Origin of the sequence: Paraburkholderia mimosarum LMG 23256 = NBRC 106338, from assembly GCF_000739815.1 — a bacterium.
GTDB lineage: Bacteria > Pseudomonadota > Gammaproteobacteria > Burkholderiales > Burkholderiaceae > Paraburkholderia > Paraburkholderia mimosarum.
Window position 1 is genome coordinate 144,064 of record NZ_BBJJ01000018.1, and the last position, 6,977, is coordinate 151,040.

Genomic DNA, 6,977 nt, shown 5'->3' on the forward strand with positions numbered 1-6,977 from the left:
CCCTCGTTCAGGTTCGGATCAGCGCTCGCTTCCGTCCTCGTTCGCAGGCGCGGCAATGCCGATGCGCGCGAACGTTTCCTCCAGATGATTCACGCACACGCGCACTTTCGCCGACTGCGCGAGCCGCGCCGGATACACGGCCCAGACGTTGGCCGGCTGCGTGACGCCGGGCAGCACGCGCTGCAGCCGTCCGCTCTCCAGCAGCGGCGCGACATCCCACATCGAGCGCAGCACGATGCCGCGCCCCGCCAGCGCCCATTGCACCGCCACCTCGCCGTGATTGGTCGAGAGCGGCCCCGCCACCTTCACGGACACCGCTTCGCCATGCGCATAGAGGCGCCATACGCCGAGCGGATGATCGCGCTCCTTGATCGCGAGACACGCATGCCCGGCAAGATCGGCGACCTCCTGCGGCGCGCCGCGCCGCGCGAGATACGCGGGTGCCGCGCATAGCACGCGGTAGTTCGTGGCGAGACGCCGCGCGATCAGATGGCCGGCGATCTCGTCGCCGATGCGCACGTCCAGGTCGAAACCCTCACCCGCCACGTCCACGAGCCGGTCGAACAGCTCGAGCCGCACGCTCAGTTGCGGATAGCGCTCGGACAGACCCGCGAGCGCGGGCGCGACGAAGTTGCGCCCAAAGCCGAAGCTGCTCGACACGCGCAGCGTGCCGCGCGGGATGCGCCGCGTCGTGGAGACGTCTTCCACGAGCCGCTCGATGTCGTCGAGGATCTTGCCCGCCGATGCGTAGACGCGCTCGCCCGCCTCGGTCATGGCGACGCGCCGCGTCGAGCGGTGCAGCAGACGCGTGCCGAGGCGCGCCTCGAGCACGCCCACGCGCTTGCTCACATAAGCCGGCGAGGCCGAAAGCGCCTCGGCCGCCGCGCTGAAGCTCGCCTTGCGCGCGACCATGCAGAACACGCGCAGATCGTCGAGTTCGGGCGATGCCGCGGATTTCGGCGCTTTCGGGGTGTCCGGCATGTTCGTCACAGAGCGGCTGCCACGGCGACGCCGAGTTCCGTCGTGTTCGCCGTGCCGCCCATGTCGGGCGTGCGCGGGCCTTCCACGAGCACCTTCTCGATGGCCCGCATGATCGCGTCGTGCGCAGCCTGGTATTGCGCATCGCCGTTGCCGAGGAAGTCGAGCATCATCGCGCCCGACCAGATCATCGCGATGGGGTTGGCGATCTTCTTGCCGAAGATGTCGGGCGCGGAGCCGTGCACCGGCTCGAACAGCGACGGGAACCTGCGCTCGGGGTTCAGGTTCGCCGACGCCGCGAGACCGATCGTGCCCGTGCACGCAGGACCGAGATCCGAAAGGATGTCGCCGAAGAGGTTCGAGGCCACGACCACGTCGAAGCGATCGGGTTGCAGCACGAAGCGCGCGCAGAGAATATCGATGTGCTGCTTGTCCCACTTCACGTCGGGATACGCCTCGCCCATCGCGGCCACGCGCTCGTCCCAGTACGGCATGCTGATCGAGATGCCGTTGGACTTCGTCGCCGCCGTGAGCTTCTTGCGCCCGCGCTGGTTCGCCAGCTCGAACGCGTACTTGAGAATGCGGTCCACGCCGTGGCGCGTGAACACCGACTCCTGCAGCACGAATTCGCGCTCGGTGCCTTCGAACATTTTGCCGCCCACCGAGCTGTACTCGCCCTCGGTGTTTTCGCGCACCACGAGGAAGTCGATGTCGCCGGGCTTGCGGTTGGCGAGCGGGCAAGGCACGCCCGGCAGCAGGCGCACCGGGCGCAGGTTCACGTACTGGTCGAAATCGCGGCGGAATTTCAGGAGTGAGCCCCACAGGGAAATATGGTCGGGCACCTTGTCGGGCCAGCCCACCGCGCCGAAATAGATCGCGTCGAAACTCTTGAGCGTGGCGAACCAGTCGTCGGGCATCATCTTGCCGTGCTGCAGGTAGTAATCGCAGCTGGCCCAGTCGAAATGCGTGAATTCGAGGCTCAGGCCGAATTTCGCGGCTGCGGCCTCGATGACGCGTACGCCCTCGGGCGTCACTTCCTGGCCAATGCCGTCGCCGGGAATCGCTGCGATTCTGAATGTCTTGCTCATGTCTCGTTCTCCATTGCTCTGCGGTTGCTCGATCGGCGGCGCGGGCCGCCCTTTACCCATAGCCGCCCCACGCCTCATGAGCGCCAGCATGCCTGAAAACCCGGCCGCCACCACGCCCGCGAGCGTGGATCGATTCAACACGAAACGTGAATAATCCCATGAGTGCGCGCCCCAGTCCATGCATGCGACGCAAGCGCAGCCAGCCAGACGAAGCGGCCCCCGCCATCCCCGATCTCGCATAAACTCACGGCTGGCCCACCACGCCGTCCTCCTGCCCGGCGCATTCCCTGATCGACCGACTTATGTTCTCGCTCTCCGACACGCTTCCCACCGACAAACCCGCCCTCTACGAAACGCTCGCCGCTCAGGCACGCTCGCTGATCGAAGGGGAAAGCGACGCGATCGCGAACGCGGCCAACTTCGCTTCCCTCGTGTTCCACTCGCTCGAAGGCCTGAACTGGGCGGGCTTTTATTCGTTCGACGGCACCGAACTCGTGGTCGGGCCGTTTCAGGGCAAGCCGGCGTGTGTGCGCATTGCGCTCGGCAAAGGCGTATGCGGCACGGCGGCCGCCACGCTGCGAACCCAGGTCGTGCCCGACGTCCACGCGTTTCCCGGCCATATCGCCTGCGACTCGGCTTCGCGCTCGGAAATCGTCGTGCCGCTCGTGACGCCGGACGGCGAGCTGATCGGCGTATGGGACGTTGACAGCCCGCATCTCGCGCGCTTCGACGAAGAGGACGCAAAAGGCATGGAATTGCTGTGCCGCACCTTCATCGAATACGGGTTGAAGCGCGGATAACGCGAGGCTTCCAGCCACGCGCACGCCATCATTCAGGATGCCGAATCATCGCTGTCGGCATCGGCCGATTGCGCCTTGACGAAGTCGACGAACGCGCGCAGCGGCGCAGGCAAGTGCCGCCGTCCCGGATAGTAGAGAAACGGCCCGGGAAACGACATCGCCCAGCCGTCGAGCACGGGCACGAGCGCGCCGCGCTCGATATGCGGCAGCAGCATCTCCTCATACAGGTGCACGATGCCGATGCCGTCGAGCGCCATGGCGATCAGCAGATCGAGCGCGGCGCCGGGGCGCACGACGAGCGGCGCGGGCGGATCGAGGCGCAACAGCTCGCCGTCGCGCTCGAAGTGCCACAGCGGCATGGCGCCGCCCGCGAACTGCACGCGCAGGCAGGCATGCCCGAGCAGTTCGCGCGGATGTTGTGGCCGTCCGCGCGCCGCGAGATACGCGGGCGCGGCCGCCGTCGCAAAGCGTTCCACGCGCGGCCCGATGGGGATCGCGATCATGTCCTGCTCGAGCCGCTCGTCGTAACGGATGCCGGCGTCGCAGCCGATCTGCAGCACATCGACGAAACCGTCCTCCACCACCACTTCCACGCGGATCTCGGGATACGCGCGATGGAACGGCGCGAGCACGCCCGGCAGAATGGTGCGCGCCGCGCTCGCGGGCACGTTGAGCTTGAGCGTGCCCGCGGGCTTTTCGCGGTAGCCGTTGAGCACGTCGAGCGCCGCTTCCATCTCGCTGAAGAGCGGCGCGATGGACTCGAGCAGGCGCTGCCCAGCCTCGGTCGGCGCGACGCTGCGCGTCGTGCGGTTCAGCAGGCGCAGCCCGAGCTTCGCCTCGAGCCGCCGCACCGCCGTGCTCAGGCTCGACGCCGACACGCCGCCCGCGCGCGCGGCGTCGCGAAAACCACCCGCTCGCGCCACCGAAACGAAAGCGGCCAGGTCATTCATTTCCATCGTCTCTGCGCCCCTTTACTGCTCGAATGCATTGTTCGAAATCATGCACAGCCTGTTCTGATCAGACGGGATTATCGGACAATTCGGACGCGCCCATACTGCGTGCATTCGCTTTTCCGAGGAGAACGCAATGCCGAATCGCAAACCCACGAGCACCTATGAGCTGGCTGGCCGCCAGGTGAACCGCATGGGCTACGGCGCCATGCAGCTGGCCGGCCCGGGGGTGTTCGGGCCGCCGAAAGACCGGGCGGCGGCTGTCGCCGTGCTGCGCGAAGCGCTCGCGCTAGGCGTCGATCACATCGACACGAGCGACTTCTACGGCCCGCACGTGACGAATCAGATCATCCGCGAGGCGCTGCACCCCTATGCGCCAAACCTCACGATCGTCACGAAGGTGGGCGCCGTGCGCGACGACAAGGGCGCGTGGCTGCCCGCGCTGGAACCGGCCGACATCGAGCGCGCCGTGCACGACAACCTGCGCAACCTGGGCCTCGACGTACTCGACGTGGTGAACCTGCGCATCATGGGCGACGTCCACAAGCCATCCGAAGGGCCGGTGGAAAAGCAGGTCGAGACGCTGGCCGCACTGCGCGAGCGCGGCCTCGTGCGCGAGGTCGGCCTGTCGAACGCCACTGCCGCGCAAATCGCGGCGGCACGGCGCATCGTGCCCATCGTCTGCGTGCAGAACCACTACAACCTCGTGCACCGCGACGACGACGCGCTCATCGACACGCTGGCCGCGCAGGGCATCGCCTACGTGCCGTTCTTTCCGCTGGGCGGTTTTACGCCGATCCAGTCGGCGGCGCTTTCGTCGCTCTCCGGCCGCCTTGGCGTCACGCCCATGGCGCTCGCGCTCGCGTGGCTGCTGCGGCGCTCGCCCAACATCCTGCTGATCCCGGGCACCTCGTCGGTGGCGCACTTGCGCGAGAACGTGGCGGCCGCGCAGCTCGAACTCGCCGACGACGTGCTCGCCGCACTCGACGCAATCGGGCGGTGACAGCACCGCAGGCTGCGGCGGAATCGGCCAGCACGCCCCCCTCGGGCGACGCGTGGCCAGGCCACCTCCGCCGGCGCGGCGCCCTGATGGTCGGCGCTGGGCCGCCGCGCGCCGGAACGGCGTGTGTATCGCCGCGCCTGGTTTCACAATCGCGCGATGCCACCGTCGATCCGGCCCTTGAGCGGAAAGGCAAACGTCACGTCCAAATGAGAAAGCCGCAGCTGGTTTGCTGCGGCTTTCGCGGATAAGGACTGCCAATCACGTATCAAGCGACGTATCAAGCGACGTATTTAGCGGAACGCGCCATGCGCTCCGCGAGTCCTTCACGTCTGCTGATCCGACCCATCCGCGGGCTGCGCGGTGTTGTCTTCGGCGGGCTTTTCCTCTTCCTTCTTCTCGACTAGCTCCTCGACCGCTTTCGCCCCTTCGAAGCCAGCGACGGCGGCAGCCGCTTTCGTCAGGAAGCCCGCGTTCGGGTCGAGCTTCTCGGCGCCTTCCACGGCGGCCACCGCACCGGCGATTTCACCCACTTTGTCCAGAATGCCCATTTTCATCCCTCCAGTTGAACTCAGCTCCGGGCTCACGAGGCGAGGGCTCGCCTCCCGTGCGCCGCGCCTTCGATGGAGCGCGCGCTGCCGCCTCATTGTGTGCCTGTGCGATGGCGCCAGCAATCACAAACTCATTAATCTGACGGAGTTGACGATTGAGCCGGTGAAGATTTTTTGCTCTGCATCAATCGTTTGACTATAATGGGTTTGTCTCCTCCATGTCTCCAACTGGCATGGTTCAAGCCCGCCATCGTTGCGGGCTTTTCTTTTATCCCGCCGCGGTTCCCTTTCCGCCCGTGCGTGCCGCCTGGCTCTTTCGTCCGCTGGCATAATCGCATTCCCCTGTCCTCGTTCATTCATTGCCGCAATGAGTCTGCATACCTGGTGGCTTTTTCTCGTCACTGTCTTCGTCGTCTGCGCCATCCCTGGCCCCAATATGTTGCTCATCATGTCGCATGGCGCGCAGTACGGACTGCGCCGCACGAGCGCGACCATGGCCGGGTGCCTTTCCGCGCTCGTGTCGATGCTGGCCGTCTCGGCTGCAGGGCTCGGCGTGTTCCTGCAAGCCTGGCCGACGATGTTCAACGCGCTGCGCTTCATCGGGGCGGCGTACCTCGTCTATCTGGGCATCAAGGCATGGTTCGCACCGGTGCAGGAAGCCGCCGCCGATGTGGCGGAGCGCGTGGCCGCACGCCCCGTGCGCTCGCCGCTCGCGCTTTATCGCAACGGCTTTTTCGTCGGCGGCAGCAACCCGAAGGCGATTCTCTTCGCCGCCGCGCTCCTGCCTCAGTTCATCGACGCAAGCCGCCCCGTGCTGCCGCAGTTCGGGGTGCTCGTCGCGACTTTCGCCGTTTGCGAGGTGAGCTGGTATCTCGTCTACGCCGGGTTCGGCACGCGCATCGGCGCAACGCTCAAGAGCCGGCGCGTGGCGAAAGCGTTCAATCGCGTAACGGGCGGCGTGTTCGTGGGCTTCGGCGCGATGATGGCCTTGCTGCGCGAATAGGAGGCTATCCGTTCGACGCATCGCTTCAGAACAAACCGATTAGCGAATTGAGCCCGAAGGTCAGGGCGATTATCCAAGGCCAGATTAATTTGGTGGCACGGTCCGGCAGCGGATTCCAACGCTTTGCCTATCCGAGAGAGACCTCCGGTGTGACGGAGTCCTGTATGAGATCACGGATCTCTTTCGATGCCGACGAAGAGCGCTGCGCGAGCAATCGCACTTCGGATGCGACAACTGCGAAGCCGCGTCCCTGCCCACCCGCGCGCGCGGCTTCGACTGCAGCGTTCAGCGCGAGGATGTTGGTCTGAAACGCGATACTCCGCTTCCGTAACCGAACGTCGACTCCGATGGCGGAGTGCGTCTCCTTGACGGAGACCACCGCTCGCTGCCTTTACCCTCTGACTATGCAGGTCAATGTGCGCGGCTCGCATCAAGCGTGTAAGGCTCGAACCGCCAGGCGTTCGCTCGGCGGAGCGAGTCCAGTATGGCGCAGTCAAGCTTGCTTCGAATTACTCATCAAATGACTTGAGGACGTCCATTGAGACAATTTCGACATGGCCGTAGCACAAAGCGAGCGCGCCCTTCGATGCCATTTCCGTAACTGTTC

General features: G+C 65.8%; 7 protein-coding genes and 1 pseudogene. 3 read left to right on the forward strand and 5 right to left on the reverse strand.

The features are described 5' to 3' along the window. Positions 1-18 precede the first annotated feature (18 nt). Together BMI01S_RS15890 and BMI01S_RS15895 are read right to left on the reverse strand one after the other, a co-directional pair. Entirely contained in the window at positions 19-981 is a 963-nt protein-coding gene (locus BMI01S_RS15890; RefSeq protein ID WP_042289793.1) for a LysR substrate-binding domain-containing protein, read from the reverse strand. A 5-nt stretch (positions 982-986) separates the two neighbouring features. Continuing rightward, entirely contained in the window at positions 987-2,066 is a 1,080-nt protein-coding gene (locus BMI01S_RS15895) for a tartrate dehydrogenase (protein ID WP_028231029.1), read from the reverse strand. A 290-nt stretch (positions 2,067-2,356) separates the two neighbouring features. Here BMI01S_RS15895 and BMI01S_RS15900 point away from each other — a divergent pair, with 290 nt between their 5' ends. Further along, a complete protein-coding gene (locus BMI01S_RS15900) occupies positions 2,357-2,866 on the forward strand; it encodes a GAF domain-containing protein (RefSeq protein ID WP_255217802.1) in 510 nt (169 codons plus the stop codon). 32 nt (positions 2,867-2,898) lie between these two features. Here BMI01S_RS15900 and BMI01S_RS15905 read toward each other — a convergent pair whose 3' ends face one another. Beyond that, positions 2,899-3,822 carry a LysR substrate-binding domain-containing protein gene (locus tag BMI01S_RS15905; protein WP_028231031.1) on the reverse strand — a complete coding sequence of 308 codons (924 nt, stop codon included), beginning with the start codon at positions 3,820-3,822 and terminating at the stop codon, positions 2,899-2,901. A 130-nt stretch (positions 3,823-3,952) separates the two neighbouring features. Here BMI01S_RS15905 and BMI01S_RS15910 point away from each other — a divergent pair, with 130 nt between their 5' ends. Further along, positions 3,953-4,819, forward strand: a complete 867-nt coding sequence (locus BMI01S_RS15910; protein ID WP_028231032.1) for an aldo/keto reductase family oxidoreductase — start codon at positions 3,953-3,955, stop codon at positions 4,817-4,819. A gap of 323 nt (positions 4,820-5,142) precedes the next feature. Here the strand turns inward: BMI01S_RS15910 and BMI01S_RS15915 are convergent, their stop codons facing one another. After that, positions 5,143-5,367 (reverse strand): hypothetical protein, encoded by a 225-nt coding sequence (locus tag BMI01S_RS15915; RefSeq protein WP_028213901.1) that lies wholly within the window; start codon positions 5,365-5,367, stop codon positions 5,143-5,145. Positions 5,368-5,734: 367 nt separating this feature from the next. Between BMI01S_RS15915 and BMI01S_RS15920 the strand changes: the two genes are divergently transcribed. Continuing rightward, positions 5,735-6,370, forward strand: coding sequence for a LysE family translocator (locus BMI01S_RS15920; RefSeq protein WP_028231033.1), 636 nt, complete (start codon positions 5,735-5,737; stop codon positions 6,368-6,370). A 154-nt stretch (positions 6,371-6,524) separates the two neighbouring features. Here the strand turns inward: BMI01S_RS15920 and BMI01S_RS15925 are convergent. Then, positions 6,525-6,686: pseudogene (locus BMI01S_RS15925) on the reverse strand (methyl-accepting chemotaxis protein); the annotation flags it as partial. Positions 6,687-6,977 lie beyond the last annotated feature (291 nt).

Coding starts and splice junctions, on each gene's coding strand:
- BMI01S_RS15890 (WP_042289793.1), bottom strand. CDS start 981: ATGCCGGACACCCCGAAAGCGCCGAAATCCGCGGCATCGCCCGAACTC.
- BMI01S_RS15895 (WP_028231029.1), bottom strand. CDS start 2,066: ATGAGCAAGACATTCAGAATCGCAGCGATTCCCGGCGACGGCATTGGC.
- BMI01S_RS15905 (WP_028231031.1), bottom strand. CDS start 3,822: ATGGAAATGAATGACCTGGCCGCTTTCGTTTCGGTGGCGCGAGCGGGT.
- BMI01S_RS15910 (WP_028231032.1), top strand. CDS start 3,953: ATGCCGAATCGCAAACCCACGAGCACCTATGAGCTGGCTGGCCGCCAG.
- BMI01S_RS15915 (WP_028213901.1), bottom strand. CDS start 5,367: ATGGGCATTCTGGACAAAGTGGGTGAAATCGCCGGTGCGGTGGCCGCC.
- BMI01S_RS15920 (WP_028231033.1), top strand. CDS start 5,735: ATGAGTCTGCATACCTGGTGGCTTTTTCTCGTCACTGTCTTCGTCGTC.